This is a genomic window from Phyllobacterium sp. TAF24 (assembly GCF_052113785.1).
GTDB lineage: Bacteria > Pseudomonadota > Alphaproteobacteria > Rhizobiales > Rhizobiaceae > Phyllobacterium.
The window spans coordinates 283587-310289 of the sequence record NZ_JBFRDN010000002.1 but is presented as its reverse complement, the minus strand read 5'-3'; the positions used below and the strand labels follow the sequence as shown (position 1 = coordinate 310289).

The window sequence follows — 26703 nt, the reverse complement described above, 5'->3', positions numbered from 1 at the left end:
ATGTCTATTCTTGTTAACAAAGACACCAAGGTTCTCGTTCAGGGCCTGACCGGCAAGACCGGCACATTCCATACCGAGCAGGCTCTGGCCTATTACGGTACCCAGATGGTCGGTGGTATTCATCCGAAAAAGGGCGGCGAGACCTGGGAAGGCAAGTTGCCGACCGGTGCTGGCGCCCAGTTGCCGATCTTCGCATCGGTTGCCGAAGGCAAGGATCGCACCGGCGCCAACGCCTCGGTGATCTATGTGCCGCCAGCAGGCGCTGCGGAAGCCATCCTTGAAGCAATCGAGGCGGAAATCCCGCTGATCATCTGCATCACCGAAGGCATTCCGGTTATCGACATGGTTCGCGTCAAGGCTCGCCTCGACCGTTCGACGTCGCGCCTGATCGGCCCGAACTGCCCCGGCGTCCTGACCCCTGAAGAATGCAAGATCGGCATTATGCCGGGCAATATCTTCCAGAAGGGTTCGGTGGGTGTTGTATCCCGCTCCGGCACACTTACCTATGAAGCAGTGTTCCAGACAACGAATGAAGGCCTTGGCCAGACAACGGCAGTCGGTATTGGCGGTGATCCTGTAAAGGGTACCGAATTCATCGACATACTTGAGATGTTCCTGGCTGATGAAGCAACAAAGTCCATCATCATGATTGGCGAAATCGGCGGCTCGGCTGAAGAAGACGCAGCACAGTTCATCGCCGACGAAGCCAAGCGCGGTCGCAAGAAGCCAATGGCCGGTTTCATCGCCGGACGTACGGCTCCTCCCGGACGCACCATGGGCCATGCCGGCGCTGTTATTTCGGGCGGCAAGGGTGGCGCAGAAGACAAGATCGCTGCCATGGAAGCTGCAGGTATCCGCGTTTCGCCTTCACCGGCGCAGCTCGGCAAGACATTGGTTGAAGTCCTCAAGGGCTAAAACCTCAGCCGGGCAGATTTCTGCCCGGATTGCAGACCAAGACAGATCGGGGCGGCTGTTCGCCCTGATCAATCCACGGGGATTTCCCGGCAAGGGCCGGAAACCTCAACCCAGAGTGTTCTTGGGTCACGATGATCCCGGACGCTCTCATCAAGGGAGACGGAGCGGGTGCTCCGGTCAACACACATGGCACGTCAAGAACAGGCCAACGACATTTTCGCGCTCACATCATTTCTCTATGGTGGCAATGCCCATTATATCGAGGAACTGCATGCGCAGTATGAGAAGGACCCGGCATCGGTTGGTCCCGAATGGCAGGAATTCTTTGCCAATCTCAACGACACCAAAGCCGATGTCATCAAGAACGCTCAGGGCGCATCCTGGGAAAAGCCAAACTGGCCGATCGCTGGCAATGGTGAACTCGTCTCCGCGCTCGACGGCAATTGGGGTGAAGTTGAAAAACACATCACTGACAAGCTGAAGGCCAAATCCACCAATGGCGCAGCAAACGGTGCGGCAGTATCGGCTGCCACAGCCACGGCGGACATTATCCACGCGGCCCGCGATTCCGTACGCGCCATCATGATGATCCGCGCCTACCGTATGCGTGGTCACCTGCATGCCAAGCTTGATCCGCTTGGTCTTGCCGAGGTGAAGGAAGACTATAACGAGCTGTCGCCCGAGAGCTATGGTTTCTCGCCCGCAGACTATGACCGCAAGATCTTCATCGACAATGTGCTGGGTCTCGAATACGCGACCATCCCGCAGATGCTCGACATTCTACAGCGTACCTATTGCTCGACCATCGGCGTCGAGTTCATGCACATTTCCGATCCGGTGGAAAAGTCGTGGATTCAGGAACGCATCGAGGGCCCGGACAAGGGCGTTGCCTTCACCGCTGAGGGCAAGAAGGCCATTCTGTCGAAGCTGATCGAGGCTGAAGGTTTCGAGCAGTTCATCGATGTCAAGTATAAGGGCACGAAGCGTTTCGGTCTTGATGGCGGTGAATCGCTCATCCCGGCGCTGGAGCAGATCGTCAAGCGCGGCGGCTCGATGGGCCTCAAGGAAATCGTCCTTGGCATGGCGCACCGCGGCCGTCTCAACGTGCTCAGCCAGTTCATGCGCAAGCCGCACCGCGCGATCTTCCACGAATTCAAGGGCGGCTCCTACGCGCCTGATGATGTCGAAGGTTCCGGTGACGTGAAGTACCATCTGGGTGCGTCATCGGACCGTGAGTTCGATGGCAACAAGGTTCACCTGTCGCTGACGGCCAATCCGTCGCATCTGGAAATCGTCAATCCGGTTGTCATGGGCAAGGCCCGCGCCAAGCAGGATCTGCTGGCCGGTCGTGACCGCGACGATATGGTGCCGTTGTCCGAACGCGCCAAGATCATGCCGCTGCTGCTGCATGGCGATGCCTCGTTTGCCGGTCAGGGTGTGGTTGCGGAATGTCTTGGCCTTTCCGGCCTGCGCGGTCACCGCGTTGGCGGTACGGTGCATTTCATCATCAACAACCAGATTGGTTTCACCACCAATCCGCGCCTGTCGCGTTCTTCGCCTTATCCATCCGATGTGGCCAAGATGATCGAGGCACCGATTTTCCACGTCAATGGCGACGATCCGGAAGCGGTTGTTTATGTGGCGAAGATTGCCACCGAATACCGCATGACATTCCACAAGCCGGTTGTCATCGACATGTTCTGCTATCGCCGCTTCGGTCACAATGAAGGCGACGAGCCTGCATTCACACAGCCGCTGATGTACAAGACCATTCGTGGCCAGAAGACAACGGTTCAGCTCTACTCTGCCAAGCTGATCGAGCAGGGTCTGCTTGCTGAAGCTGATGTCGAGAAGATGCGTGCCGCGTGGCGCGAAAACCTCGAACAGGAGTTTGAAGCCGGCCAACACTACAAGCCCAACAAGGCCGATTGGCTGGATGGTGCGTGGAGTGGTCTGCGTACGGCTGATAATGCGGATGAACAGCGCCGCGGCAAAACAGGGCTTCCGTTGAAGACAGTCAAGGAAATCGGCAAGAAGCTTGCCGAAGTTCCAGCTGGTTTCAATGTACACCGGACGATCCAGCGCTTTCAGGACAACCGGGCCAAGATGGTCGAAACCGGTGAAGGTTTCGATTGGGCCATGGCTGAAGCTCTGGCTTTTGGCTCGCTGGCCATTGAAGGTCATCCAATCCGTCTGTCGGGTCAGGATGTCGAGCGCGGTACATTCAGCCAGCGTCATTCGGTTCTCTACGATCAGGAAACCGAACAGCGTTACATTCCGCTCAACAACCTGCAAAAGGGTCAGGCGATCTACGAAGTCATCAACTCGATGCTTTCCGAAGAGGCAGTCCTTGGTTTCGAGTATGGCTATTCGTTGTCCGATCCGCGTGCGCTGACCCTGTGGGAAGCCCAGTTCGGCGATTTCGCCAACGGTGCGCAGGTTGTGTTCGACCAGTTTATCTCGTCGGGCGAACGCAAATGGCTGCGTATGTCAGGTCTCGTCTGCCTTCTGCCGCATGGCTATGAAGGTCAGGGTCCGGAGCATTCATCGGCTCGTCTCGAACGCTATCTGCAGCTTTGTGCGGAAGACAATATGCAGGTGGCAAACTGCACCACACCTGCCAATTACTTCCATATCCTGCGCCGCCAGATGAAACGCGACTTCCGCAAGCCGCTCATCCTGATGACACCGAAATCACTGCTGCGTCATAAGCGGGCTGTGTCCTCGATCAGCGACTTTACCGGTGATTCTTCGTTCCACCGCCTGCTGTGGGATGATGCGCAGCTCCTGAAGGATCAGGTCATCAAGCTGCAGAAGGATTCAAAGATTCGGCGGGTCGTCCTGTGCTCGGGCAAGGTCTATTACGACCTTTATGAAGAGCGCGAGAAGCGTGGTATTGACGATGTCTATCTGCTGCGTGTCGAACAGCTTTATCCTTTCCCGGCCAAGGCGCTGATCACTGAGCTGTCCCGCTTCCGCAATGCGGAAATGGTCTGGTGTCAGGAAGAGCCCAAGAACATGGGTGCCTGGGCCTTTATCGATCCTTATCTGGAATGGGTTCTGGCGCATATCGATGCCAAGCATCAGCGCGTTCGTTATACCGGACGTCCTGCCGCTGCGTCGACTGCAACAGGCCTCATGTCCAAACACCTTGCACAGCTCGAAGCATTCCTTGAAGATGCCCTCGGCTCCTAAACCACAACAAACAGAAGTCATCTGACGATCAACGGAAGAGCAAGATCATGGCAACCGAAATTCGCGTCCCAACGCTGGGCGAATCCGTTTCCGAAGCGACCATTGGCAAATGGTTCAAGAAAGTCGGTGAGGCAATTGTCGCCGACGAGCCGCTGGTAGAACTCGAGACCGACAAGGTAACACTTGAAGTTCCGGCTGCCGCTGCCGGTGTTCTTGAAGAAATCACCGCCAAGGAAGGCGATACGGTCGAGGTTGGTGCCTTGCTCGGGATGATCGGTGCAGGTGGTGCTGCCCCGGCTGCCAAGAAGGAAGAAGCCAAGCCGGAAGCCGTTGCACAGGCATCAGGCGCAGCCGGCGCATCTTCGGTCGCTGAAGCTGAAGCAAAGGCCGGCGAAGTTGCAGGCAACACACCAGTAACCGCGCGCAACGAAAGCGAAATGCCTGCTTCCCCGGCGGCTTCCAAGCTGCTGGCTGAAAAGGGTGTTTCCGTTTCGCAGGTCGATGGTTCCGGCAAGCGTGGTCAGGTGCTCAAGGGTGATGTGCTCGATGCCGTTGCCAAGGGTATCGCTGCACAGCCAGCCGCCGCTCCTGCACCGCAGGCCGCCCGTCCGGCCTCTTCGGCGGATGATGCGTCACGCGAAGAGCGGGTGAAGATGACCCGCCTGCGCCAGACCATTGCGCGCCGCCTCAAGGATGCGCAGAGCACTGCAGCGATGCTGACCACTTACAACGAAGTGGACATGTCGGCGGTGATGGATCTGCGTAACCGCTACAAGGAAATTTTTGAGAAGAAGCACGGCGTCAAACTCGGCTTCATGGGCTTCTTCACCAAGGCTGTGACCCATGCGCTGAAGGAAATTCCTGCGGTTAATGCGGAAATCGACGGCACTGACATCATCTACAAGAACTTTGCCCATGTCGGCGTTGCTGTCGGTACGGATAAAGGTCTGGTTGTTCCGGTTGTGCGCAATGCTGATCAGATGTCGATTGCCGAAATCGAGAAGGACATTGGCCGTCTCGGCAAGGCAGCCCGCGATGGCGCGCTTTCAATGGCTGACATGCAGGGCGGTACATTCACCATCTCCAATGGTGGCGTTTATGGCTCACTGATGTCCTCGCCGATCCTCAATGCACCGCAGTCCGGCATTCTCGGCATGCACAAGATTCAGGACCGTCCGGTTGTTGTCGGCGGCCAGATCGTCATCCGCCCGATGATGTATCTTGCCCTGAGCTATGACCACCGCATCGTTGACGGCAAGGAAGCCGTGACCTTCCTCGTCCGTGTCAAGGAAAGCCTGGAAGATCCGGAACGTCTGGTTCTCGATCTCTAAGGACAGCAATCGTCGGCCCTGTTCCATCAAAGGAACGGGGCTGCACTTTGTGGTGTGGTGAATCGGATCAGGTTGAGTTAATTTCGCTACCCGATCACAAGGCCGGTGCCTCTGCGGTCGATACGTCTGGTATCCATGTTTTGCCGATCTTCGGAAGAACGGCATGAGATGAAAGGCAACGCAAATGGCTTTTGGACCGAACTTCCCACCCCTTGAACCTCATATCTGCGTCAAAGGCGGCCTTGAAGCGATCGCCTTTTACGAAAAGGCCTTTGGTGCTGAAAACACATTCACGCAGTTGGCCGAAGATGGCAAACGCGTCATGCACGCCAATATTCATCTCTTCGGTGGTTCGTTCATGCTGCATGACGAGTTTCCTGAGTATAAGAATCAGGGCGGTGAGAACGATGTGATGTCACCGCTCACCCGTGGCGGAGCCAGCGTTGCGCTCAATGTCAACCTATCCAAGCCAGCCGATGTTGATGCAGCGGTGGACCGGGCAGTCAAGGCAGGCGCGACCCTGATCATGCCGGTTGAAGATACGTTCTGGAATGCCCGTTATGGCCGTATTCGTGACCCGTTCGGTCATGTCTGGGCTTTTAATGCCGCCCTTGAGGCTGCGGGAGAATAATAAGCATGTCGCATTACATGTATGAGTTTCTCGGCCTCATGGCGGTCTTCTCGATCATGATCGTTTCTCCGGGTGCCGACTTTGCCATTGTTGTACGCCAGAGCATCGTGCATGGCCGTCGTAGCGCCATCATGACCAGTTTTGGCATCGGCGCTTCACTGCTCTTTCATATCAGCTACACCATTCTCGGCCTTGGCCTGCTGGTGTCGAAATCTCTGTTCCTGTTCGGCATGTTGAAATGGGCCGGTGCGGCCTATCTCTTCTATCTCGGCGTCAAGGCACTACGTGCACCCGGAATGGAAGCGCCTGCCATTGTCGCGGGTGAAAAGGACAAGAATATCTCCGATTGGCGTTGTTTCCTGATGGGCTTCGTCACCAATGCGCTCAACCCAAAGCCTGTTTTGTTCTTCCTGTCGTTGTTTTCGGCTCTCGTCAGCCATGAAACGCCAGCGCTGGTGCAGGCAACCTATGGCCTGTTCATGGCGATAGCGCTGATCGCCTGGTTTGTCGCGGTTTCAACGTTCTTTACCATGCAATCCGTGCGCGACCGGTTTGTATCTTGGGGGCGCTGGTTCAACCGTGTGACCGGACTTGTCTTCATCGGGCTCGGAATCAAGCTCGCAACCCAGCAAGCGAGCTAGAGCACTGATGATCTTGTCCTCTCGCCATCGTCTGGGAAAATGCGCTGCCGTTCTTGCGGTGTTCGGTGTGCTGGTGTCGCAACCGGCTTTTGCCGCGTGCCTGCAGGATCATGCCGTCTATACGGATAGGGACGATGATTTTACGCTGACGTTCAAAAGCGCCCCGGATGACGGACCGGCGGTCATGCCGAATGAATTCACAATCCGGATGAATGACAGCGATCTCAAGCTTGATGGTGTTGTTATGTGGGACAAAGACGGTGGGAGGCCCAATGCCACTGTCATGTACAAGTGCCCGGCGGGTGACGTAACCGGCGACGAGTTGCAGCGATGCACTGTCTGGAAAGGTGTTGTCTATGCCTTGAAGGAGGGCGCTGACGCCGAACTTCTGCCAACGGCCAAGGAGCCTTCCGCACAGGCGCTGCTCCTGCCGGATTTTTCCGGCGCGATGAGCAGTTTCAATTTCAAACTCGAAAAACCCCTTGAGACTTTTCCATGGGAAGTCTTCCGTTTCAAAGAATGCGTGCCCGAACAGTAGTTTCGAGTTGCGTCACAGAAGAAGGATTTAATCATGTCATATGACGTCGTCATCATCGGAACAGGTCCGGGCGGTTATGTCTGCGCGATCAAGGCTGCGCAGCTTGGCCTGAAGACCGCGGTGATTGAAAAGCGCGATACGTTTGGCGGCACCTGCCTCAACATCGGTTGCATTCCCTCCAAGGCATTGCTGCACGCTTCGGAAGTGTTCCATGAAGCAGGTCATTCGCATGCGACGCTGGGTGTGGACGTTGGTACACCAAAGCTCAATCTGAAGGCGATGCTTGCGCACAAGGATGCAACGGTTGAATCCAACGTCAATGGCGTGGCCTTCCTGTTCAAGAAGAACAAGATTGATACATTCAAGGGTACCGGTAAGGTCGTTGCGGCGGGCAAGGTTTCCGTGACCGGCGATGATGGCAAGGTACAGGAAATCGAGACAAAGAACATTGTCATCGCCACCGGTTCCGACGTTGCTGGTATTCCCGGTGTCAATGTCGAATTCGATGAAAAGGTCATCGTTTCCTCGACCGGCGCGCTGGAGTTTACCAAGGTTCCGGAAACGCTCGTGGTTGTTGGTGGCGGTGTTATCGGCCTCGAACTGGGTTCGGTCTGGGCGCGTCTTGGCGCCAAGGTAACGGTCGTTGAATTCCTCGACAAGATTCTCGGACCGATGGACGGCGAAGTATCGCGTCAGTTCCAGCGCATGCTGGAGAAACAGGGCATCGAGTTTAAAATGAGCGCCAAAGTGACCGGCGTTGAAAAGTCCGGCAAGGGTGCCAAGGTTACATTTGAGCCAGTCAAGGGCGGTGAGGCCCAGAGCGTTACGGCTGATGCGGTACTCGTTTCAACGGGCCGCCGCCCCTATACGGACGGTCTTGGCCTGAAGGAAGCCGGTGTTGAGGTCGATAATCGCGGACGCGTTGCCATCAATGATCATTGGCAGACCAATGTGGCTGGTATTTATGCCATTGGCGACGTGGTTCAAGGGCCTATGCTCGCGCATAAAGCTGAAGATGAAGGCATCGCTGTTGCGGAAATTCTGGCCGGTCAGGCCGGTCATGTGAATTTCGATGCCATTCCGAGCGTCGTCTACACGCAGCCGGAAGTGGCCTCAGTCGGCAAGACGGAAGAAGAGCTGAAAGCAGCCGGTATTGATTACAAGGCGGGTAAATTCCCGTTCACGGCCAATGGCCGTGCCCGCGCCATGCTGCACACGGACGGTTTCGTCAAAATCCTTGCGGATAAGGCGACTGATCGTGTGCTTGGTGTTCACATCGTCGGTTTTGGCGCTGGCGAGATGATCCATGAAGCGACCGTGCTGATGGAATTTGGCGGCTCATCGGAAGATCTGGCTCGCACAACGCACGCACATCCAACCATGTCGGAAGCAGTGCGCGAAGCGGCTCTCGCGACCTTTGCCAAGCCGATCCATATGTGATCCGGACTATAGACGAATAAGAAAAAGGCCCGGAATACCGGGCCTTTTAGTTTCATTACCTATCCGGCATTAATTGTTGCTAGGAGCCGGTGTGGTTGGAGCCGGAGCCGGCTGAGCCGGGGCAGGCGTTGCTGGTGCTGTGGATGCCGGTGGCTCAGCTGTTGCAGGCGCAGGGGCCCGCGTTGTCGGTGCTGGCGGTGCCGGAGCATCCATTGTCGTGCTGCTATTCAGATAATAATAACCGCCGATAACCAAAGCAGCGATCAATATACCTGCAATAAGGAATCCGCTTCCGCCTCCGCTTCTCTGAACCACTCTTGGTTCAGGATCTGTCTGCGCGTCCACGGGACGTTGCAAGTTGGGGTCATAGGTCATCTCACGTCCTCCGTAATGCTCTTGCGTTCAAGAAATATAACGATTCATCGCGTTGTAAGTTCCAATATTACGCGGATAGGTTGTGACAGTTACGGGATATATCATTCAAAACCAAGTATTTATCCGATTGCCGAGAGCGATAATTATTGCGCCGTAACTGTGTATCCCTTGGCGCGGAAGAGCGTCACAAGCCCGTTTTTCCCCGGAAGATGCAGGGCACCAACAGCTATAAAGACATTTCCTTTGTCGATAATGGGGATGGCGCGCTCCACCATGACCCGGTTGCGGGCATCAACCATCTTTTCTTCGAAAGCCGCGTAGTTCTCACCGGTCGCTGTACCATCCGGAGAAAGGGAACGCATGAAGGGAAAGATCAGGGCCGCATCGCCATGGGTATAGAGCACCACCATGGTTTCGAACATGTCAGGCAGCTTTGATGCCAGATTAAGCGTCTCGATCAGACCATCGACATGGAATTTCAGCGGCAAGGATGCCATGGCGCTGAGCTGATCCTTGATGGTTTCAAGCCCGGCAATTTCCTTGCCCTGTGTCTTGGCATCCCGGGCAAGCTTGATATCGAGAAAGGCCTGACCGCTTTTGCCACGTTCAAGCTCGCAGGGAGACATGGCAAGCATGCTGGTGATGATCCAGGGCTGCATTTTGTTAAGCGCCGCCAATGACAGGCCTCGCGCAGCAAGTCCCGTTTTCACGTCCTCAAGCTTGTCGGCTGGTATGAGCTTTTCCAATGTATTGTCATCGGTAAACATCATCAGTCCCGGATCCTGCGCCATGACCTTCAACGGCGCTTTTGGATCAAGGACTTCATCTGTCTCGATCACAACCGTTCCTGCGTCCTGATAGGCGCGTTGCGCTGTATCGGAGAGCTTCAATACACGCGGATCGGTCAGATGCATGGTGCCAAAAAGCCATGATGGTTTCGTTCCGGGCTTTTCGATCTTCCACAGAATGCTTTTACCGTTCTCCGTGGCTTCCGCTTCCTTTCGCAAGGCCGCAAGTTTTTCAGGATCGGACTTGGCCATTTCAGCGATGAGGTCATGCCCTCCGCAGGATATGTCTTCGGCACGCGCATGGGTTGCGGTGAACGCAACAATCAGGAAAGAGGCGAGCAAAAGCCAGCTCAAGAAAGCCAGAAGACGCAGGGCGCCGTCGGCTATACGATCAAGAGAAATGGTTGGGCCGGTATGGGTCATGGTCTGTTCATACGGTTGGTTTGGCAAAAAGGCGTTAAAACCATTCTGCAAATTGTTTGTAACACAGATATTGTCGGTCTTCAGGCGCGGGGATGTGCCTTGTCATAGATTTCCATCAGCCGCTCCGTATCAACGCCGGTATAGACCTGTGTTGTGGAGAGGCTCGCATGGCCGAGCAGTTCCTGAATCGTGCGCAGATCACCGCCGCGCCCGAGCAAATGGGTGGCAAAGGAGTGGCGCAGCGCATGCGGGGTTGCCGTGTCGGGCAGGCCAAGCGCACCGCGCATCTTCTGCATGTCGCGCTGGATGATTGCCGAATGCAATTCGCCACCGCGTGCGCCGCGGAACAGCGGCTTTCCCTCTTCCAGTTCGTAAGGGCACAGCTGGCGATATTCCTCTACAGCCCTGTGAACGATGGGCAGAAGCGGCACCATACGCGTCTTGTTACCCTTGCCGGTGATAGGAATGGAGCGGGCCGAAGGGTCGCGCAATGCGCTGCCGTCAAGGTTAAGCGCTTCGGAGATGCGCAATCCGCAACCGTAAAGCAAGGTCAGAACCGCTGCATTGCGCGCGGCGATCCATGGTTCCTCATTGAGCTGTTCACCCTTTTCCACCACGCGCCGGGCATCAACAGTGGTCAATGGTTTCGGCAGTGATTTGGGCTGCTTCGGCGCGCGCATGGCGATGGAGGCTGCGGCGTTGGCCATGCCCTGCTTCTCCAGATAACGCAGAAAGGAGCGAATGCCTGCAAGGCCACGGCCGAGGGTACGCGCGCCTGCACCATCATTGCGTCGGCGCGCCAGATAGGATCGCAGATCAGCAATACGCAGGGTCGCAACGTCTTTCAGCGACGGTGGCTCGGCGAGGTGACCAGTGAGAAACTGAAAAAACTGACGGGTGTCGCGCTCATAAGCCTCAAGTGTATTGGCTGCGAGACGACGGGTGTTTTTCAGCGATTTCAGCCATTCTTCCCGCGCGGTAATCAGGTCAGGTCGAGCCGAAACCAGAAATTCGGCACTCTGTGGCTGCACGACCATGGCAATACTCCTCAACCCTATTTCCGCCTGACAATGCCACAGCAGTCCTTACGGAGTCGTTTCGCCTGTCCTTCTCACTTGGCGTTTGGCCAAAGACAGAGTAATTCCTCCAACGAAGAAGATAGGAATGGAAAAAGCCTATGGCAAAATTGAATGATCCGGTGCAGCTCGCCATTATCGGTGCAGCGCATGGAACGCGCGGTGAAGTGCGGGTAAAGACTTTTACCGGCGATCCCCTGGCATTGGCTGATTACGGCCTGCTTTATGATGTGACCGGCAGAAGCTTTGAGATATTGGCAATCCGCCCCGCCAATACCGTTGTCGTTGTGCGGTTCCGGGGTGTCAATGACCGCACAATGGCCGAAGCGTTGAATGGAACAATGTTGTTTATTGATCGCGCACAACTGCCTGAGGAACTCGATGAAGACGAGTTTTATCATGCGGACCTCATTGGGCTTGATGCGGTTGACGGTGAAGGCAAACCCTATGGCAAAGTCTCGGCCATGTTCAATTTCGGTGGCGGTGATCTCATCGAGCTGACGATACCGGGCCGCCGGCCGATGCTGGTTCCGTTTACACAAGCCGCTGTCCCATCCATCGACGTAAAGGCAGGGCAGGTCGTCATTGATCCGGCTGCGGCTGGGCTTATCGCCGATGAGAATGAGGAAGAAGAGCGGCGCAGGCAGCTTGGCGGCGATGGCGGGAAAGAGCGTCCATGAGCGGCAATGCCGGTTTCCGGGCCACTGTCTTGACACTCTACCCGGAAATGTTCCCGGGACCACTTGGCGTATCCCTCGCAGGCAAGGCATTGGCCGACAAAGCATGGTCGCTTGAGACAGTGCAGATACGCGAATTTGCGACGGACAAGCACCGCATGGTCGATGACACTCCCGCTGGCGGTGGTGCCGGTATGGTGATGAAAGCGGATGTGCTCGCGCGTGCCGTAGATCAGGTGGCTGATGGGCGACCAAGGCTGTTCATGAGCCCGCGCGGCAAACCGCTCAGTCAGGAACGGGTGCGAGAGCTTGCCGCAGGTCCGGGTGCCGTCATTTTGTGCGGCCGGTTCGAAGGCGTTGATGAACGGTTGATCGAAGCACGGCAGTTTGAAGAAGTTTCGATCGGCGATTACATCCTGTCAGGCGGTGAGACTGCGGCCATCGTTGTTCTTGATGCAATTGTGCGACTTCTTCCCGGCGTAATGGGCAATGCGCAGTCAGGTGAGACGGAGAGCTTTGAGACTGGTCTGCTGGAGCATCCGCAATATACCAAACCGCAGGAGTGGGAAGGGCGGCGTATCCCCGATGTGCTGCTTTCCGGTAATCACGGAGCCATCGAGAAGTGGCGCAAGGCGGAGGCTGAAAAGCTGACGCAGGAGCGGCGCCCCGACCTTTGGGATCGCTATCCGCAGACGAAGAAGCCGCGCAAATAGGTGGAGCCAACACAATGCAGTTTCGAAGCGGTGCGGTGGGTGACATTCCCGCCATTGCAGCAATTGAACGGGCTTCCGCGTTGCGATTCCTTGATATCGGCATGGTGGAGATCGCCAATGATGATCCAACACCTGATGCTGTCTTGCTTGAGCGGATCGGTCAAGATCGCCTTTTTGTCGCCGTTGATGCGAAGCCGATTGCCTTTGTGATTTTTGGCTTGGTCGATGACCAGCTTTATATCGAACAAATCGACGTTGACCCGGAATATACAGGAAAACGCATCGGGGCGGCGCTGATCGGGCTGGTGGAAGAGCAAGCCCGCAAAGAAGGCAGGCAAGGGCTTTTGCTTTCAACCTTCCGGGATGTTCCGTGGAATGCACCCTATTACCGCAGGCTTGGCTTCACCGATATTGTTGATGCGGCATTGAGCCCGGCGCTGTTGCAAATCCGACAGGAACATATCGAAAGAGGTCTCGACGAAACGCGAAGGGTTTTCATGCGAAAACCTCTCATCCTCGACTCTGCGGCCAATCAGCGTTAAAAAGAATCGCTGCCAGAGGTGACAAAGCGACTTTTATGGTGTATCTGGCCGCCAACTCGGGAAAAACCCAAGTCCACAATCAATGGATGGTGAATTCGCTCCTGCCTCACTAGAGGCATAGAAATGCGGCCAAAGATGCTGCATGGCAAGTGTTGAGCGCTCTGACTGTTTGAAAAGAAAAGGATGAAGACGATGACCGTCGATATTATTCGTCAGCTCGATCTCGAACAGAGAGCAAAGATCGAAGCAAAGCGCACACTGCCTGATTTCAAGCCAGGTGATACAGTCCGCGTTAACGTACGCGTGACGGAAGGTACACGTACCCGCGTTCAGGCTTATGAAGGCGTTTGCATTGCGCGCAATGGCGCAGGCATTAACGAGAACTTCACAGTTCGCAAGATTTCCTACGGTGAAGGCGTTGAACGCGTATTCCCGATTTTCTCACCACTGGTTGAAGGTGTTGAAGTGGTCCGCCGCGGTAAGGTCCGTCGTGCGAAGCTTTACTACCTGCGTGGTCTGACCGGTAAGGCAGCCCGCATTGCCGAGAAGAAAGACAACCGCAAGGGTAAGACTGCTGTTCCAGTCACTGGTACAGCTGAAAAGGTAACGGAAGAAACCGTTGCCAAGGCACCTGCTGCTGAATAAGCGCAGTTCATTTTAAATTTGAAAAGGCGGTCTTCGGGCCGCCTTTTTCTTTTGCTCGGTACTCGTCGCAGTTGTCATTCTACAGTTGAAAAAATGATGCTTGCGCAATAGCGAATAAAGCAGTTGCATGCCGCTTGAGGGGATTGACGGAGCCTTTACAAAGTGAAATTTGTGCTTCGATTGATCAAAACGCAATATTAGAGGTCTGACATGAATTTGCGATCCGTTATTCTGGCGGGGCTAATGCTCGCTACCGTGCCGTTTTCGGCTTTGGCTGCGCAACTGCCCGATCTGGGCGGCAAGAAGGTTGCCGTTGTTACGGAAAATGCCTATCCGCCTTTGCAATTTATCGATCCAAAAACCGGCAAGGCTGTGGGCTGGGAATATGATGCCATGAATGAAATCGCCAAGCGATTGAATTTCAAGGTGGAGTATCTGAACACGAGCTGGGATGCGATGATCCAGTCGGTGGCCGATAACCAGTATCAGATCGGCATGACAGGCATTACCATCAATGACGAGCGCAAGCAGAAGGTGGATTTCTCCGAGCCCTATATGCGTTCGGAGCAATTCATGCTGGTTCGCAGTGATGAAAAGCGTTTCTCGGATGCAAAAGGCTTTGCAGAAATCAAGGATGGTCTCGTCGGGGCTCAGCCCGGCACAACCAATTTCTATGTAGCCGTCTATAATCTGCTTGATGGTAACGAGCAAAACCCGCGTATCAAGCTGTTCGAGACGTTCGGTGCGACCATTCAGGCACTCAAGACCGGTGACGTCGATGTCGTTCTGACAGACAGTACGGCGGGCAAGGGCTATGTGGATGCATCGGATGGCAAGTTGAAGCTCGTAGGCGGCCCGCTGGGCGCGGAAGATTTCGGCTTCATCTTTGCCAAGGGCTCTGATCTCGTCGCCCCTGTTAATGCAGCCATTGCTGCCATGAAGGCTGACGGTACCTTTGATGCGCTGAACAAGAAGTGGTTTCTCGACTACAAGCTTGGCCAATAGTTGTCGATTCCCTCACAGAACAGAAGTCCTTTTGTCAAAAAGGACTTCCCCTGGTGGCTGGTCGTTGCGGTGGCAATCGCCATTGCGCTTGGCATAGCCATTCTCGTCAGTGATATTTACGGGCAGGTTTTTTCCACAGTCTCGCAAGGCATCTGGATTACCATCTGGGTATCGCTTCTTGCCTTCTGTCTGGCATCGGGATTTGGCCTTCTGCTCGCGGTCATGAGCCTTTCCGAACACATCGTCTTGCGTCAGACGGCGCGGTTCTACGTTGAGATTGTTCGCGGCATACCCTTGCTGGTGCTTCTGTTCTACATCGCATTTGTTGGCGCGCCTGCCATTGTCGCGCTCTGGAATTTCATCACCCATCCGCTGCAAAATGCCGGACTGTTTGACCCCCTTCAAGTGCGAGATTTTTCTTTGTTGTGGCGGGCAATCATCGCGCTGACGCTCGCTTATGCGGCGTTTCTGGCGGAAATCTTCCGTGCAGGCATTCAGGCCGTTGATAAGGGGCAGATCGAGGCGGCAAAGGCACTTGGCCTGAAACGGTTCCAGCGGTTCCGTTTAATCGTGATACCGCAGGCGCTTCGCACAATTCTGCCACCCTATGGCAATGACTTCATTTCGATGGTGAAGGATTCTTCACTTGTATCCGTGCTTGGCGTTGTTGATGTCACGCAAATGGGCAAGGTCTATGCATCAGGATCATTCCGTTTCTTCGAAACCTATTCCGTCGTCGCCTATGTCTATCTGATCCTGACGATCAGCCTGTCACTGGGGCTGCGCTGGATCGAGGCTCGGTTGAACGATCGGACTTAAGCCTGCGGTACCCAAGCATCTGCCTCAAGAACAGCCATTGCATTCCCGGTCAAAGCGCGGGTTGCAAATGGCAGGCGAAAGAAGCCGGAAACGGAAGCAACGGTCGCAAGACCGCCCAGCACAACAATACGCCGCGAAACCATTTGCGCCTCCCTTTTGCCGCTCGCAAACGAAATGGCTCGGGAATCGCGGCAAAATCATGGAGAAACCGGCTGTCATCGCGGCGCTTTGTCGCCGAAATATTACTTTTATCGCTTGTTTCTTGACGTAAGTGGGCACCGAGTGCATATGTCCACGACATAATCTTACAGCACCATACCATTGCCGAGGATATCGCGATGACTGCGCCACGTACACTCTATGACAAGATCTGGGATGATCATCTGGTTGATCAGCAGGCCGATGGCACCTGCCTTCTTTATATTGATCGTCACCTTGTTCATGAAGTGACCAGTCCGCAGGCTTTCGAAGGGCTCCGTCTTACGAACCGCAAGGTCCGCCATCCCGAAAAGACACTGGCTGTGGTTGACCACAATGTGCCAACCTCGCCGGATCGCGTCAACGGCATCAAGAACGAGGAAAGCCGCATTCAGGTTGAGGCGCTTGCCAAGAATGCCCTGGATTTTGGTGTCGAGTATTATTCCGAGAAGGATATTCGTCAGGGTATCGTGCACATCATTGGACCAGAGCAGGGCTTCACCCTGCCGGGTATGACGATTGTATGCGGCGATAGCCACACCTCGACGCATGGCGCCTTTGGCGCGCTGGCCCATGGTATCGGCACGTCGGAAGTCGAGCACGTATTGGCAACCCAGACGCTGATCCAGTCAAAAGCCAAGAACATGCTGGTGCGCGTTGATGGCGTTCTGCCAGCTGGCGTTACCGCCAAGGACATCATTCTGGCCATTATCGGCGAGATCGGTACAGCCGGTGGCACCGGCTATGTCATCGAATATGCGGGCGAAGCCATTCGCGCGCTGTCGATGGAAGGCCGCATGACCATCTGCAACATGTCGATTGAAGGCGGTGCCCGTGCAGGTCTGATTGCACCTGACGAGATTACCTTTGCCTATGTGAAGGACAAGCCGCGCGCGCCGAAGGGTGAAACTTTCGATCAGGCGGTCGAATACTGGAAAACGCTCCAGACCGATGAAGGCGCGCATTTCGACAAGGTTGTTGTGCTCAATGCTGCTGACCTGCCGCCAATCGTTTCCTGGGGCTCATCGCCTGAGGATGTGATTGCCATCACCGGTTCCGTACCCAATCCCGATGAAATTCCAGATGAAACCAAGCGCACCTCGAAGTGGCGGGCGCTCGATTATATGGGTTTGAAGCCGGGTACACCGATGACCGACATCAAGCTGGACCGTGTCTTCATTGGCTCCTGCACCAATGGTCGTATCGAAGATTTGCGCGCGGTTGCCAAAGTCGTGGAAGGCCGCACAGTGGCTGAAACCGTTGATGCGATGATTGTTCCGGGCTCCGGTCTGGTCAAGGAACAGGCGGAAGCTGAAGGCCTCGACAAGATTTTCAAGGCTGCCGGTTTTGACTGGCGTGAGCCGGGTTGTTCCATGTGCCTTGCCATGAATGATGACCGGCTGAAGCCGGGCGAGCGTTGTGCTTCCACTTCAAATCGCAATTTCGAAGGACGACAGGGCTTCAAGGGCCGCACCCATCTCGTTTCGCCAGCCATGGCGGCGGCGGCGGCGATCGCCGGTCACTTCGTCGATATCCGCGAGTGGAAGTAAGCTTCTTTACATCACGACCTGCAACATGACGGGGCCATTGGCCCCGTTTTTTTGTGAGCATGAATGGTGCGGGCTTCTTCTGCCGTCAAAGGCAATGTTGCTCGTCCGGAGCGCTAGTCCGCCAGCGTTGTTGTGAAAGCTGGATCGCCTTGCAATGTGTTGCTCACGGTACAAATCTCGGTCTCGGCTGCCTCAACGATGGCATGTTTTGTCGCTTCATCGATATCGCCTGTTATCATGAAGGCAATGTGGAAGCGCTCTATACGGGAAAGACCTTCCTTCGCCTTGTCACCGGTAACGTGCGCCTGAACAGATTCCAGCTTGTCGGCAACACCGAAACGGGAAGCCGCTATTTTGGCACTGAGGACAAGGCAGGCGGAAAGCGACGCATAAAGCAGATCAAGCGGTCCAAAACCCGGTTCTGAAACCGAATGAGCGACGTTCAGCACACCGCCCGTATGGGAAGTAACAACCGGTTGGCCGCCGCGTTGCAGAACAGCCGTCGCGCCGACATCCCGTGTTCTTACCTTGAGCTCAGCCATTTGATTGTTCCTTTGTCTTAGCCGCGTCCACGATAGGCGGGTACGCCCTGATCAGGCAACCAGAGTCCTTCCGGGACAGGTCCGGTCTGCCAGAACACATCAATCGGGATACCGCCGCGCGGATACCAATAGCCGCCGATACGCAGCCACAAAGGCTTCACGGCTTCGACGATCCGCTTGCCGATACTCACTGTGCAGTCTTCGTGGAATGCACCATGGTTGCGGAAGCTGGTCAGAAACAGTTTAAGCGACTTGGATTCGAGCAATGCCTGATCCGGCGCATAATCAATGACCAGATGGCCGAAATCCGGCTGGCCGGTCACCGGGCAAAGTGAGGTGAATTCCGGGCAGGCAAAGCGGGCGAGAAAGAGTGTTCCCGCCTGTGGGTTCGGTACAGCGTCGAGCAGCGCCTCGTCGGGGTGGTGGGGAATAGGTACATCCTTGCCCAGCATCATTGCCTGTTCTGCGTAATGACTCATGCCGCCTCCTCCAGCGTTTCAAACTCGCCCTGATATTCACAGCCCTCGCCGCAACTGTCGCGGTAAATGCCGATCTCGGCCAGTGCCGGAAGATCCGAAGCAATGCGCCGCCATAGCCATATGGCGATGCTCTCGAGCGTCGGCAACTCCAGACCGTCAATTTCATTGAGATATCGATGGTCTAATGCATGGCGGGCGCTTTTAATGGCGGTTTTGACGGTGCCCAGATCAGCAATCAGGCCGGTTTTCGGATCAGGCCTTCCCTGCAGGGTGACGCGAACGCGAAAACTGTGGCCATGCAGACGCTGGTTGACATGCCCATCGGGAAAAGAGTGCGGCAGATGGTGCGCCGCTTCAAATGTGAAGTCGGTAAAGATTCTCATGGTGTTCCTCATCGGCACTGGCGCAATAGGCGCCCGCCAAAACTGCCCTTTAGGGCAAGCCAATCAATTTATGTGTCTGCGTGCTCAGCCGCCAAAGCGGATGGGCGAGGCAATAGGCCGCTGCAGATGCCACATGCCGGGCGGTTTGCGCCGGATCACCGATGACGTCAAGGGGCTGCAAATAGAAATGCTGAAATGGGAGCCGTTCGAAATGGATGGGATCGGTTGCTGCTTCCGCCTGCGGATAGACGAGTTTGATTTCGTGACCACTGGTCTGAACAAGCTTGGTATTGGCCTTGGGCGAAACGCAGATCCAATCGATACCTTCAGGGGCTGCAATCGTGCCATTGGTTTCGACACCGACTTCAAATCCCCTGGCATGAAAGGCGTCAATCAACGGCTTGTCCAATTGCAGGAGCGGTTCGCCGCCTGTGCAGATGACATAGGGCTTGCCATTGGAGCGCTCGCCCCTTGGCCATGCATTGGCAACAGCATCGGCAAGTGCATCGGCCGTTTTGAACTTGCCGCCGCCGGGGCCATTGACCCCGACGAAATCTGTATCGCAGAACCGGCATTGGGCATCGGCACGATCGCGTTCAAGCCCTGACCACAGATTGCACCCGGCGAACCGCATGAACACGGCGGCGCGGCCGGTGTGATTGCCCTCGCCCTGAAGCGTCAGATAGATTTCTTTGACGGCGTAGGTCACGCGGCTTCTGCCTTGAATTTGTGCCAGCCACCGGCGCGCAATTCGCAGGCCGGGCAGGTGCCGCAACCATAGCCCCATGCATGGCGGGTGGAACGATCACCGAGGTAGCAGGTGTGGGTGTTTTCAACGATCATATCGAGCAATGGTTCACCGCCGATATCACAGGCAAGAGCGAAGGTTTCGGCTTTATCCAGCCACATCAATGGTGTTTCGATGGTGATACGGCGATCCAGCCCCAATGAAAGCGCCACTTGCTGCGCCTTGAGTGTGTCGTCGCGGCAATCGGGGTAGCCGGAATAATCGGTCTCGCACATGCCACCAACGATGACACGCAGTCCGCGGCGATAGGCGAGCGCGGCGGCGAGCGTGAAAAACAGGAGATTGCGGCCCGGGACAAATGTATTGGGCAGGCCATTTTCGGCCATTTCGATGGCAATATTGCCAGTCATGGCAGTAGCGCCAAGCTGACCAATCACACTGGCATCCAGCCTGTGATCATCGCCGAGCCGCGCGGCCCATTGCGGAAATTGCTCGATCAGCTTGGCCCGGAAGTCGTCGCGCACATCAAGCTCCACGCGGTGACGCTGGCCATAGTCGAAACCGACTGTTTCCACCCGGTCAAACCGGGAGAGCGCCCAGGCGAGACAGGTTGCGGAATCCTGCCCGCCGGAAAAAAGGACGAGTGCGCCATCAGCGTTACGAGCCATGAATGAACCTCTTCAATGAAGCGGCCCCCATACAGGGCGCGGGTCAGCGAGGCAAATCAAATGTGAAAAGAGTGGGCTATTGGCAGCCCGGAAGGCCGAGAACGGGTGTTTCGTTGCGGTCAATGCCGTACATATAGCCGCGTCCCCGTATGACGATAGGGCTATCGCAGCTGGTGTTGGGCGCCGGTATAACGCCGACCACATAGGGGTCACCGGGTGGTGAGATGATGGCAGGGCCCCGGCCACGTTTGTAAACCGGGACCTTCCGGCGCAATTCCTGCACGAGGGCATCGGATTTGGCGGATGTCGAACCAACGAAGATCATTTTGGGACCGGATGGGTCCTGCACGACGATATTGCCATATTCGTCACCATAGGCATCGGCCAGATTGATGTCGTATGCGGCGGCATTTTGCATTGCAGCAAGAGAAGCCGTGAACACCATGACGCCTGATAATAAAAGCGCAGTCATTTGTCTGTGCAGGGCGAACATGGACAAGCTCCCGTAGCGATCCGGTTCCGATCCCCATAAGCATTAACCTATTATTAACGCTTGTCATCCGCCAAAAAGCTTTTGAATCGATTTTTGCCGGGGTCCGCCGGTTGACGTGCGCAGCACAATCAACCAATCCTCAATATCAGCGGGACAGCCGAAAGTGCTGCCAGAATGAAAGGGATGATGCGACCATGACGACAAAGACCGCAGACGAACACGCCGTCGACATTTCTCTGCTGCATCTGAACGATGCCCATGAGTTTGCGCCCCTTCTGGCAAGCTATGCGCAGGCGCTCAAGCGTGGTGCGCCACGCCGTCCTGATGATTATTACGCCGAAAACCTGTTGCGCGACCGCGCTGCGGAAATCGCTGGCGCAAGGCTTGATGGTCATCTGGTCGGGTTCGTTATTTTCTATGATTTGCCCGAGCCTGTTTCAGGCATGCGGGCGGGGCAGGTGGATCATATCTATGTGCATCATGATCATCGCGGCAAAGGCATCGCCAAGGCACTGATCGATGTGCTCGCCGACAAGGCGGAAGAGCGCGGCTGGACCAAATTGTCGCTCAATGCACCGCGCCTTCCGGAAGATGGCCGCAAACTTTACGAGCAGATTGCTGCGCCTGCCGACTGGACGAGTTTCATTATCCGCTTCGGCAACCAGTAAAAACTGGCCCCACTCTTGGACTAAAGACGAACGGAACATCCTGAGAACGACTCGGAATGTTCCGTTCGCGTTTGCACAATAGGGCGTCCGAAGGCGGCAAAATCGATTAAACTGGACAGACTCACTCAAATAAAATTGATCGGGTTTAAAGGGCAAAATGAGACCCTTTTGAACCCGATATCGCGCTTTAAACGATTGAATTTTCTAAACAAACCTTATGGGCTTGCTATTGGTGCCAATTCGCCGCATGAGGGGGGTGAATGGGCCTTTGACGCAGTGCAAAAACGGGACTAAAACCCTTCTAAATTTGCCTCTATCCAGCCTTTCGGCCCTGCCCGTCAATCAAGGTTCAAATGGCGCGGCGCTTATCATTGGGGACGCTATGAGCAAGACAAACCTGCATGCGAACCGGCCACTGTCGCCGCATCTGCAAATCTACAAACTAATTCCCACCATGGTCATGTCCATCGTTCACCGCATCACCGGCGGAGCGCTCTATTTCGGCACGTTGCTGGTGGCATGGTGGTTGATTGCGACAGCCACGAGCGAGGCGCAGTTCAACTTCGTCAGCTGGGTGCTTGGTTCGTGGATCGGCCTTCTGGTTTTGCTTGGCTACACTTGGGCGCTCCTGCACCATATGATCGGTGGTATCCGCCATCTCATCTGGGATACAGGCCGTGGCCTTGACAAGCACACCACCACGAAGATGGCCTGGGCTTCTCTTGTTCTCTCCATTGCGCTGACGGTCCTGATCTGGATCGCCGCGTTCACGATTTTGTAAAGGAGGCGGGACAATGAGCGATATGCGCACGCCGCTTAAGAAGGTTCGCGGACTTGGTTCTGCGCACGAGGGTACGGATCATTTCTGGCGCCAGCGTTTGACGTCGGTTGCCAACATTCCGTTGCTTCTGTTTTTCATCGGTCTGATCGTTTATCTGCACGGCGCAAGCTTTGCGGAAACGAGGGCCGCTCTTTCACACCCGCTGATCGCGCTGGTGCTGCTGATGGTGATCATTTCTGGTCTCGTTCACATGCGCTTGGGCATGCAGGTCATCATCGAAGACTACGTAACAAGTGAAGGCAAGAAGATCGCCTGTCTGATGCTGAATACGTTTTTCACCCTCGTGGTGGGCGTTGCCTGCGTCTTTGCGATCATCAAGCTGAGCTTCGGAGGCTAATCTTGGCAGCAACAGACAAGAACAGGACTGTCGGCAAGGACGGCAAGGCCTATACATTCGTGGACCACAAATTTGATGTGGTGGTGGTTGGTGCCGGTGGTGCAGGCTTGCGTGCGACCCTCGGTATGGCCGAGCAGGGTCTGAAGACGGCGTGCATCACCAAGGTTTTCCCGACCCGCTCACATACGGTTGCGGCGCAGGGCGGTATCGCCGCTTCGTTGAGCAATATGGGTCCGGATTCATGGCAGTGGCACATGTACGATACCGTCAAGGGATCGGACTGGCTCGGTGATACGGATGCGATGGAATATCTGGCACGCGAAGCGCCAGCTGCGGTCTACGAGCTGGAGCATTACGGCGTTCCTTTCTCGCGCACAGAAGCGGGCAAGATTTATCAGCGCCCCTTTGGCGGCCACATGATGAATTACGGTGATGGTCCGCCCGTACAGCGCACCTGCGCTGCGGCTGACCGCACAGGCCATGCCATCCTGCACACGCTTTATGGCCAGAGCCTGCGCCACAATGCGCAGTTCTTCATCGAATATTTCGCGCTTGATCTCATTCAGGATGCGGATGGCACGATTACCGGTGTTGTTGCCTGGAACCTCGATGATGGCACAATCCACCGCTTTGCCGCCAAAATGGTTGTTCTGGCAACCGGCGGTTACGGGCGCTCCTATTTCTCCGCAACATCAGCCCACACCTGTACAGGTGATGGCGGCGGCATGGTCGCACGCGCCGGCTTGCCATTGCAGGATATGGAGTTCGTTCAGTTCCACCCAACAGGTATTTACGGCGCAGGCTGCCTGATCACCGAAGGCGCACGCGGCGAGGGTGGTTATCTCGTCAACTCTGAGGGTGAGCGCTTCATGGAGCGCTACGCGCCATCGGCCAAGGATCTGGCATCGCGTGACGTGGTTTCCCGCTGCATGACGCTGGAAATTCGCGAAGGCCGCGGTGTTGGCAAGGACAAGGATCATATCTTCCTGCATCTTGACCATCTGGACCCGGCTGTTCTGCATGAGCGTCTGCCTGGCATTTCGGAATCGGCCAAGATTTTCGCCGGTGTCGACTTGACCAAGGAACCTATCCCCGTTCTGCCGACAGTGCATTACAATATGGGCGGCATCCCGACCAATTATTGGGGTGAAGCACTCAATCCAACCAAGGATGATCCGGATCGCATTCAGCCGGGTCTGATGGCTGTCGGTGAAGCAGGGTGCGCTTCCGTGCATGGCGCCAACCGTCTTGGCTCAAACTCGCTGATCGATCTCGTGGTGTTCGGCCGTGCTGCCGCAATCCGCGCCGGTCAGGTTATTGACCGCAACGCCAAGATCCCGACGATCAACGAAGCATCGGTTGAAAAGATCATGGAGCGCTTTGACCGTCTTCGTTTTGCCGATGGTGGAACACCGACGGCGGTTCTGCGTGAAAAGATGCAGAAGACAATGCAGGAAGATGCAGCCGTGTTCCGCACCTCGGAATCGCTGAAATCCGGTGTTGAGCGGATGGAGAAAATCTGGAGCGAGCTGCCAGATGTCAAGGTCACCGACCGTTCAATGATCTGGAATTCCGACCTGGTGGAAACACTGGAGCTGGAAAACCTGATGGCCAATGCGCTGACGACAGTGGTTGCCGCCGAAGCCCGCAAGGAAAGCCGCGGCGCCCATGCGCATGAGGATTTCCCCAAGCGCGATGACGTCAACTGGCGCAAGCACAGCCTTGCCTGGCTTTCGCCCGATGGTGAGGTCAAACTCGACTACCGTCCGGTTCATCTTGACCCGCTGGTCAAGGAAGAGGATGGCGGCATCAGCCTCGCCAAGATCGCGCCGAAAGCGCGCGTTTATTGATCAAGGGACCAGAGCATTATGGTTGAACTTGCACTTCCCAAAAATTCGAAGATGCGTCCCGGCAAGACCTGGGACCGTCCGAAGGGCGCCAATAATATTCGCGAATACCGCATCTATCGCTGGTCGCCCGATGATGGCGAAAACCCGCGGATCGATACCTATTATGTCGATCTTGATGATTGCGGTCCGATGGTTCTCGACGGCCTGTTGTGGATCAAGAACAAGATCGATCCAACGCTGACGCTGCGCCGCTCCTGCCGTGAAGGTATTTGTGGTTCCTGCGCGATGAACATCGACGGAACAAACACGCTTGCCTGTACCAAGGGCATGGACGAGATCAAGGGCGCGGTCAAAATCTATCCTTTGCCGCATCTTCCGGTGGTCAAGGATCTGGTGCCTGATCTGTCAAATTTCTATGCCCAGCATCGTTCGATTGAGCCTTGGCTCAAGACCGTGTCGCCGGAGCCTGCGAAAGAGTGGCTGCAGAGCCACGATGACCGCGCCAAGCTCGACGGGCTGTACGAATGCATCCTGTGCGCCTGCTGCTCGACATCCTGCCCGAGCTATTGGTGGAACGGCGATCGCTATCTTGGACCGGCAGTCCTGTTGCAGGCCTATCGCTGGCTGATCGACAGCCGCGACGAGGCAACGGGCGAGCGTCTCGACAATCTGGAAGACCCGTTCCGGCTCTATCGCTGCCACACCATCATGAACTGCGCGCAGACTTGCCCCAAGGGATTGAACCCCGCCAAGGCAATTGCAGAGATCAAGAAGATGATGGTCGAACGTCGGGTTTAGCAGGTTAGCAATACCCGTTTGTGTGGTTGTGGTTCGTGGTTCGACAAGCTCACCATGAGGCCCTTCGACAGGCTCAGGGTGAGGGGAGCTTTATTCTGTAGCGTTTGCGATTAGCGTTGAGCGTTGCATCCTCACTCTCCCTCATGGTGAGCTTGTCGAACCACGAACCACGCACAACTGACTGAACAAAAGCGGGCGCATTTGCGCCCGCTTTGTTTGAATTGTAGAAGCATTATTCACGCCAGCTTTACATCAAGCGTTACCTGAATAGCGCCAAGTGCCTTGGAAAGCGGGCAGGACGCCTTTGCCTGTTCGGCAAGTTTGGCAAAAGTGTCCGCATCAATGCCGGGCACATCGCCGACCAGCGTGATTGCGCTTTTGGTGATTTCAAAACCGCCGCCTGCGGCAGGATTAATGCTCACGGCTGCCTTGGCATCGAGCTTTTCAGCCGGAGTGCCGTTTTCCGCGAGAAAGTGGGAAAGCTGCATGGCAAAGCAGCCTGCGTGCGCCGCTGCCAGAAGCTCTTCCGGATTGGTCCCTGACGTGCCGCTCGCATCTTCGAAACGTGCCTTGAAGTTATAGGGAAGGCCCTTGAGCGCGCCACTTTGCGTATCAAGCGTGCCCGTGCCGTCTTTCAAGGCGCCTTTCCAGATTGCCGTCGCTTGTCTGTCCATCGCTCATTCTCCCTTGGTTGGTATGTCCGGGCTTCTGCCCTCTTGCTAACGCCAGAACGCTACAGCAGTTCCGTGTCATAGATACGATGTTGGAACTTGCTAGATTTTACAAGCTGCGGCAACAATGGGGTCTTTTCCAAAGACGGACTTTTGATTAATCAGTTTATTGGGGCGAATGGGGTTTTAAATATGCATATTGTACTTGCTGTGATTGGAATTTTGGGCGCAGGGCTTATCTGGTGGTATCGCATTCGCATGCTCGGGGACGCAGCCAGCGAGGTTGCCGATGGTGTTGGCCGGGCACGCGGCTATTTCCGCAGGCAGAAAATCCGTCGGCAAACGGAACATTCGCCGCTTACGGCAATCAACGATCCGGTACTCGCAGCCGCCACAGTTATCTACGCCATTCTTACGGAAGATATGCCGCATTCGGATAGTTATGCCGAGGCTGTGCGTGCGGAAATTCTGGAGATCAGCGATGCCGCCAAGGCCGAGGAAGCCGTGATTTATGCCAAATGGGCAAATGATCAAATTGGCGACGCGGTGATCGTGATCAACAAAACGTCACCTTTGTTGCGCCAGCAGTTGAACGATGTGGAAAAGCAGGATTTGATTGCTATGGTGGCCAAGGCCGCTGCCGCAGTACAGACCTCCCCTCACTACGGCCAGCGCGTCCGGAAGCTGAAGCAAAAGCTCGGCCTCGAAATTGATCGCTCTTGA

The 26703-nt window shown here is 55.7% G+C and carries 30 protein-coding genes; 20 read left to right on the top strand and 10 right to left on the bottom strand.

Features of this window, described 5'->3' with window-relative positions; all coding sequences use genetic code 11:
• The 7 genes from sucD (at position 1) to lpdA (ending at position 8691) form a co-directional block, all read left to right on the top strand.
• Positions 1-915, top strand: coding sequence for a succinate--CoA ligase subunit alpha (gene sucD, locus AB4Y96_RS03335; protein WP_091879459.1), 915 nt, complete (start codon positions 1-3; stop codon positions 913-915).
• A gap of 186 nt (positions 916-1101) precedes the next feature.
• Positions 1102-4110: a 2-oxoglutarate dehydrogenase E1 component gene (locus AB4Y96_RS03330; protein WP_091879461.1), complete on the top strand. Its 3009-nt coding sequence runs from the start codon at positions 1102-1104 to the stop codon at positions 4108-4110.
• A 47-nt stretch (positions 4111-4157) separates the two neighbouring features.
• Positions 4158-5441: a 2-oxoglutarate dehydrogenase complex dihydrolipoyllysine-residue succinyltransferase gene (gene odhB, locus AB4Y96_RS03325; protein WP_441915632.1), complete on the top strand. Its 1284-nt coding sequence runs from the start codon at positions 4158-4160 to the stop codon at positions 5439-5441.
• Between the two features lie 184 nt (positions 5442-5625).
• Positions 5626-6072, top strand: coding sequence for a VOC family protein (locus AB4Y96_RS03320; RefSeq protein WP_441915631.1), 447 nt, complete (start codon positions 5626-5628; stop codon positions 6070-6072).
• A gap of 5 nt (positions 6073-6077) precedes the next feature.
• Complete coding sequence (locus tag AB4Y96_RS03315; protein WP_091879466.1) at positions 6078-6713, top strand: LysE family translocator; 636 nt, start codon at positions 6078-6080, stop codon at positions 6711-6713.
• A 7-nt stretch (positions 6714-6720) separates the two neighbouring features.
• Positions 6721-7251, top strand: coding sequence for a hypothetical protein (locus AB4Y96_RS03310; protein ID WP_441915629.1), 531 nt, complete (start codon positions 6721-6723; stop codon positions 7249-7251).
• A gap of 33 nt (positions 7252-7284) precedes the next feature.
• Positions 7285-8691: a dihydrolipoyl dehydrogenase gene (lpdA, locus tag AB4Y96_RS03305; protein ID WP_091879469.1), complete on the top strand. Its 1407-nt coding sequence runs from the start codon at positions 7285-7287 to the stop codon at positions 8689-8691.
• A gap of 518 nt (positions 8692-9209) precedes the next feature.
• Here the strand turns inward: lpdA and AB4Y96_RS03300 are convergent.
• The gene (locus AB4Y96_RS03300; RefSeq protein WP_441915627.1) at positions 9210-10277 is read right to left on the bottom strand and encodes a TraB/GumN family protein; all 1068 of its coding nucleotides are present in this window, start codon (positions 10275-10277) and stop codon (positions 9210-9212) included.
• 80 nt (positions 10278-10357) lie between these two features.
• Positions 10358-11314 (bottom strand): tyrosine recombinase XerC, encoded by a 957-nt coding sequence (locus AB4Y96_RS03295; RefSeq protein ID WP_441915625.1) that lies wholly within the window; start codon positions 11312-11314, stop codon positions 10358-10360.
• Positions 11315-11454: 140 nt separating this feature from the next.
• Here AB4Y96_RS03295 and rimM point away from each other — a divergent pair, with 140 nt between their 5' ends.
• The 6 genes from rimM to AB4Y96_RS03265 all read left to right on the top strand — a co-directional run bounded on the left by rimM (position 11455) and on the right by AB4Y96_RS03265 (position 15754).
• A complete protein-coding gene (rimM, locus tag AB4Y96_RS03290; RefSeq protein ID WP_091879474.1) occupies positions 11455-12033 on the top strand; it encodes a ribosome maturation factor RimM in 579 nt (192 codons plus the stop codon).
• Complete coding sequence (gene trmD, locus AB4Y96_RS03285; RefSeq protein ID WP_113095380.1) at positions 12030-12743, top strand: tRNA (guanosine(37)-N1)-methyltransferase TrmD; 714 nt, start codon at positions 12030-12032, stop codon at positions 12741-12743. Before rimM ends, trmD begins: the two co-directional genes overlap by 4 nt.
• Before the next feature lie 14 nt (positions 12744-12757).
• Complete coding sequence (locus AB4Y96_RS03280) at positions 12758-13285, top strand: GNAT family N-acetyltransferase (protein ID WP_441915623.1); 528 nt, start codon at positions 12758-12760, stop codon at positions 13283-13285.
• 192 nt (positions 13286-13477) lie between these two features.
• Positions 13478-13930, top strand: coding sequence for a 50S ribosomal protein L19 (gene rplS, locus AB4Y96_RS03275; RefSeq protein ID WP_091880211.1), 453 nt, complete (start codon positions 13478-13480; stop codon positions 13928-13930).
• A gap of 210 nt (positions 13931-14140) precedes the next feature.
• A complete protein-coding gene (locus tag AB4Y96_RS03270) occupies positions 14141-14935 on the top strand; it encodes a basic amino acid ABC transporter substrate-binding protein (protein WP_441915620.1) in 795 nt (264 codons plus the stop codon).
• Between the two features lie 69 nt (positions 14936-15004).
• Positions 15005-15754: an amino acid ABC transporter permease gene (locus AB4Y96_RS03265; RefSeq protein ID WP_441915619.1), complete on the top strand. Its 750-nt coding sequence runs from the start codon at positions 15005-15007 to the stop codon at positions 15752-15754.
• Here AB4Y96_RS03265 and AB4Y96_RS03260 read toward each other — a convergent pair.
• Positions 15751-15897: a hypothetical protein gene (locus AB4Y96_RS03260; protein ID WP_441915617.1), complete on the bottom strand. Its 147-nt coding sequence runs from the start codon at positions 15895-15897 to the stop codon at positions 15751-15753. The two genes, AB4Y96_RS03265 and AB4Y96_RS03260, sit on opposite strands and share 4 nt — an antisense overlap.
• A gap of 195 nt (positions 15898-16092) precedes the next feature.
• Between AB4Y96_RS03260 and leuC the strand changes: the two genes are divergently transcribed.
• On the top strand, positions 16093-17502 hold the full coding sequence (leuC, locus tag AB4Y96_RS03255; protein WP_091879479.1) for a 3-isopropylmalate dehydratase large subunit: 1410 nt from the start codon (positions 16093-16095) through the stop codon (positions 17500-17502).
• Between the two features lie 113 nt (positions 17503-17615).
• On the opposite strand, the gene AB4Y96_RS03250 is transcribed toward leuC, so the two are convergent.
• The 6 genes from AB4Y96_RS03250 to AB4Y96_RS03225 form a co-directional block, all read right to left on the bottom strand.
• Positions 17616-18044, bottom strand: a complete 429-nt coding sequence (locus tag AB4Y96_RS03250; RefSeq protein WP_091879481.1) for an OsmC family protein — start codon at positions 18042-18044, stop codon at positions 17616-17618.
• Positions 18045-18061: 17 nt separating this feature from the next.
• Positions 18062-18523 carry a preQ(1) synthase gene (gene queF / locus AB4Y96_RS03245; protein ID WP_441915615.1) on the bottom strand — a complete coding sequence of 154 codons (462 nt, stop codon included), beginning with the start codon at positions 18521-18523 and terminating at the stop codon, positions 18062-18064.
• A complete protein-coding gene (locus AB4Y96_RS03240) occupies positions 18520-18906 on the bottom strand; it encodes a 6-pyruvoyl trahydropterin synthase family protein (protein ID WP_441915613.1) in 387 nt (128 codons plus the stop codon). The genes queF and AB4Y96_RS03240 overlap by 4 nt, the downstream gene beginning before the upstream one ends.
• 49 nt (positions 18907-18955) lie before the next feature.
• Positions 18956-19615 carry a 7-carboxy-7-deazaguanine synthase gene (gene queE, locus AB4Y96_RS03235; RefSeq protein ID WP_441915611.1) on the bottom strand — a complete coding sequence of 220 codons (660 nt, stop codon included), beginning with the start codon at positions 19613-19615 and terminating at the stop codon, positions 18956-18958.
• Positions 19612-20322: a 7-cyano-7-deazaguanine synthase QueC gene (queC, locus tag AB4Y96_RS03230; protein ID WP_441915609.1), complete on the bottom strand. Its 711-nt coding sequence runs from the start codon at positions 20320-20322 to the stop codon at positions 19612-19614. Before queC ends, queE begins: the two co-directional genes overlap by 4 nt.
• A 76-nt stretch (positions 20323-20398) precedes the next feature.
• On the bottom strand, positions 20399-20794 hold the full coding sequence (locus tag AB4Y96_RS03225) for a hypothetical protein (RefSeq protein ID WP_441915607.1): 396 nt from the start codon (positions 20792-20794) through the stop codon (positions 20399-20401).
• 215 nt (positions 20795-21009) lie between these two features.
• Between AB4Y96_RS03225 and AB4Y96_RS03220 the strand changes: the two genes are divergently transcribed.
• From AB4Y96_RS03220 to AB4Y96_RS03200, 5 genes are all read left to right on the top strand, one after another.
• Positions 21010-21483: a GNAT family N-acetyltransferase gene (locus AB4Y96_RS03220; RefSeq protein WP_091879490.1), complete on the top strand. Its 474-nt coding sequence runs from the start codon at positions 21010-21012 to the stop codon at positions 21481-21483.
• Between the two features lie 382 nt (positions 21484-21865).
• Complete coding sequence (sdhC, locus tag AB4Y96_RS03215; protein WP_441915605.1) at positions 21866-22264, top strand: succinate dehydrogenase, cytochrome b556 subunit; 399 nt, start codon at positions 21866-21868, stop codon at positions 22262-22264.
• A 13-nt stretch (positions 22265-22277) separates the two neighbouring features.
• Complete coding sequence (sdhD, locus tag AB4Y96_RS03210) at positions 22278-22661, top strand: succinate dehydrogenase, hydrophobic membrane anchor protein (protein ID WP_091879492.1); 384 nt, start codon at positions 22278-22280, stop codon at positions 22659-22661.
• Positions 22662-22663: 2 nt separating this feature from the next.
• A complete protein-coding gene (sdhA, locus tag AB4Y96_RS03205) occupies positions 22664-24511 on the top strand; it encodes a succinate dehydrogenase flavoprotein subunit (protein ID WP_441915603.1) in 1848 nt (615 codons plus the stop codon).
• A gap of 18 nt (positions 24512-24529) precedes the next feature.
• A complete protein-coding gene (locus AB4Y96_RS03200) occupies positions 24530-25309 on the top strand; it encodes a succinate dehydrogenase iron-sulfur subunit (RefSeq protein ID WP_091879495.1) in 780 nt (259 codons plus the stop codon).
• 236 nt (positions 25310-25545) lie between these two features.
• On the opposite strand, the gene AB4Y96_RS03195 is transcribed toward AB4Y96_RS03200, so the two are convergent.
• Positions 25546-25983, bottom strand: coding sequence for an OsmC family protein (locus AB4Y96_RS03195; RefSeq protein ID WP_091879497.1), 438 nt, complete (start codon positions 25981-25983; stop codon positions 25546-25548).
• A 189-nt stretch (positions 25984-26172) separates the two neighbouring features.
• Here AB4Y96_RS03195 and AB4Y96_RS03190 point away from each other — a divergent pair, with 189 nt between their 5' ends.
• On the top strand, positions 26173-26703 hold the full coding sequence (locus AB4Y96_RS03190) for a hypothetical protein (protein WP_441915601.1): 531 nt from the start codon (positions 26173-26175) through the stop codon (positions 26701-26703).

Bases quoted from the DNA above. Each gene is read 5' to 3' on its own strand.
- queC (WP_441915609.1), bottom strand. From the start codon at position 20,322: ATGGCTCGTAACGCTGATGGCGCACTCGTCCTTTTTTCCGGCGGGCAG.
- sdhC (WP_441915605.1), top strand. From the start codon at position 21,866: ATGAGCAAGACAAACCTGCATGCGAACCGGCCACTGTCGCCGCATCTG.
- AB4Y96_RS03330 (WP_091879461.1), top strand. From the start codon at position 1,102: ATGGCACGTCAAGAACAGGCCAACGACATTTTCGCGCTCACATCATTT.
- AB4Y96_RS03315 (WP_091879466.1), top strand. From the start codon at position 6,078: ATGTCGCATTACATGTATGAGTTTCTCGGCCTCATGGCGGTCTTCTCG.
- AB4Y96_RS03270 (WP_441915620.1), top strand. From the start codon at position 14,141: ATGAATTTGCGATCCGTTATTCTGGCGGGGCTAATGCTCGCTACCGTG.
- AB4Y96_RS03280 (WP_441915623.1), top strand. From the start codon at position 12,758: ATGCAGTTTCGAAGCGGTGCGGTGGGTGACATTCCCGCCATTGCAGCA.
- sdhD (WP_091879492.1), top strand. From the start codon at position 22,278: ATGAGCGATATGCGCACGCCGCTTAAGAAGGTTCGCGGACTTGGTTCT.
- AB4Y96_RS03200 (WP_091879495.1), top strand. From the start codon at position 24,530: ATGGTTGAACTTGCACTTCCCAAAAATTCGAAGATGCGTCCCGGCAAG.
- lpdA (WP_091879469.1), top strand. From the start codon at position 7,285: ATGTCATATGACGTCGTCATCATCGGAACAGGTCCGGGCGGTTATGTC.
- AB4Y96_RS03295 (WP_441915625.1), bottom strand. From the start codon at position 11,314: ATGGTCGTGCAGCCACAGAGTGCCGAATTTCTGGTTTCGGCTCGACCT.
- AB4Y96_RS03225 (WP_441915607.1), bottom strand. From the start codon at position 20,794: ATGACTGCGCTTTTATTATCAGGCGTCATGGTGTTCACGGCTTCTCTT.
- AB4Y96_RS03250 (WP_091879481.1), bottom strand. From the start codon at position 18,044: ATGGCTGAGCTCAAGGTAAGAACACGGGATGTCGGCGCGACGGCTGTT.
- AB4Y96_RS03190 (WP_441915601.1), top strand. From the start codon at position 26,173: ATGCATATTGTACTTGCTGTGATTGGAATTTTGGGCGCAGGGCTTATC.
- AB4Y96_RS03320 (WP_441915631.1), top strand. From the start codon at position 5,626: ATGGCTTTTGGACCGAACTTCCCACCCCTTGAACCTCATATCTGCGTC.
- AB4Y96_RS03300 (WP_441915627.1), bottom strand. From the start codon at position 10,277: ATGACCCATACCGGCCCAACCATTTCTCTTGATCGTATAGCCGACGGC.
- rimM (WP_091879474.1), top strand. From the start codon at position 11,455: ATGGCAAAATTGAATGATCCGGTGCAGCTCGCCATTATCGGTGCAGCG.
- AB4Y96_RS03260 (WP_441915617.1), bottom strand. From the start codon at position 15,897: ATGGTTTCGCGGCGTATTGTTGTGCTGGGCGGTCTTGCGACCGTTGCT.
- AB4Y96_RS03220 (WP_091879490.1), top strand. From the start codon at position 21,010: ATGACGACAAAGACCGCAGACGAACACGCCGTCGACATTTCTCTGCTG.
- trmD (WP_113095380.1), top strand. From the start codon at position 12,030: ATGAGCGGCAATGCCGGTTTCCGGGCCACTGTCTTGACACTCTACCCG.
- leuC (WP_091879479.1), top strand. From the start codon at position 16,093: ATGACTGCGCCACGTACACTCTATGACAAGATCTGGGATGATCATCTG.
- queF (WP_441915615.1), bottom strand. From the start codon at position 18,523: ATGAGTCATTACGCAGAACAGGCAATGATGCTGGGCAAGGATGTACCT.
- sucD (WP_091879459.1), top strand. From the start codon at position 1: ATGTCTATTCTTGTTAACAAAGACACCAAGGTTCTCGTTCAGGGCCTG.
- rplS (WP_091880211.1), top strand. From the start codon at position 13,478: ATGACCGTCGATATTATTCGTCAGCTCGATCTCGAACAGAGAGCAAAG.
- odhB (WP_441915632.1), top strand. From the start codon at position 4,158: ATGGCAACCGAAATTCGCGTCCCAACGCTGGGCGAATCCGTTTCCGAA.
- AB4Y96_RS03310 (WP_441915629.1), top strand. From the start codon at position 6,721: ATGATCTTGTCCTCTCGCCATCGTCTGGGAAAATGCGCTGCCGTTCTT.
- AB4Y96_RS03195 (WP_091879497.1), bottom strand. From the start codon at position 25,983: ATGGACAGACAAGCGACGGCAATCTGGAAAGGCGCCTTGAAAGACGGC.
- AB4Y96_RS03240 (WP_441915613.1), bottom strand. From the start codon at position 18,906: ATGAGAATCTTTACCGACTTCACATTTGAAGCGGCGCACCATCTGCCG.